Origin of the sequence: Streptomyces sp. NPDC051109, assembly GCF_044455885.1 — a bacterium.
Lineage (GTDB): Bacteria > Actinomycetota > Actinomycetes > Streptomycetales > Streptomycetaceae > Streptomyces.
In genome coordinates, this window is record NZ_JBITFF010000071.1 from 1 (window position 1) to 1,096 (window position 1,096).

Annotated in this window: 1 protein-coding gene; it reads left to right on the top strand. The window is 65.7% G+C overall.

The genetic code is table 11. The features are described from left to right. Positions 1-1,089 (top strand): toprim domain-containing protein (locus tag ACIBAD_RS37615; protein ID WP_398911554.1); only part of this gene is annotated, 1,089 nt, incomplete at its 5' end. Positions 1,090-1,096 lie beyond the last annotated feature (7 nt).

Here is a 1,096-nt window from a genome sequence, read left to right on the forward strand (position 1 = left end):
GGCGGTACGCACGAGGAGGGCTTCCGGGCCGCGCTGACGGGTCTGGTGAACCGTTACGCGCGCGAGAAGAAGCTGCTGCGCGAGAAGGACGACAACCTCGCCGGCGAGGACATTCGCGAGGGTCTGACGGCGATCATCTCGGTGAAGCTGGGCGAGCCGCAGTTCGAGGGCCAGACGAAGACCAAGCTGGGCAACACGGAGGCCAAGACCTTCGTGCAGAAGGTCGTGCACGAGCACCTCAACGACTGGTTCGACCGCAACCCGGTCGAGGCCGCGGACATCATCCGCAAGTCGATCCAGGCGGCCACGGCCCGTGTCGCGGCCCGCAAGGCCCGTGACCTGACCCGCCGCAAGGGCCTGCTGGAGAGCGCCTCGTTGCCGGGCAAGCTGTCCGACTGCCAGTCGAACGACCCGACCAAGTGCGAGATCTTCATCGTCGAGGGCGACTCCGCCGGCGGCAGCGCGAAGTCCGGCCGCAACCCGATGTACCAGGCCATCCTGCCGATCCGCGGCAAGATCCTGAACGTCGAGAAGGCCCGGATCGACAAGATCCTCCAGAACACCGAGGTCCAGGCGCTGATCAGCGCCTTCGGTACCGGTGTGCACGAGGACTTCGACATCGAGAAGCTCCGCTATCACAAGATCATCCTGATGGCGGACGCCGACGTCGACGGCCAGCACATCAACACCCTGCTGCTGACCTTCCTGTTCCGCTTCATGCGCCCGCTGGTCGAAGCCGGTCACGTCTACCTCTCGCGCCCCCCGCTCTACAAGATCAAGTGGGGCCGGGACGACTTCGAGTACGCGTACTCGGACCGCGAGCGCGACGCCCTCGTCGAGCTCGGCAAGCAGAACGGCAAGCGGATCAGGGAAGACTCGATCCAGCGCTTCAAGGGTCTGGGCGAGATGAACGCCGAGGAACTGCGCGTCACCACCATGGACGTGGACCACCGCGTGCTCGGCCAGGTCACCCTGGACGACGCGGCCCAGGCCGACGACCTGTTCTCCGTGCTCATGGGCGAGGACGTCGAAGCACGACGCTCCTTCATCCAGCGCAACGCCAAGGACGTTCGGTTCCTCGACATCTGAGTCGGCC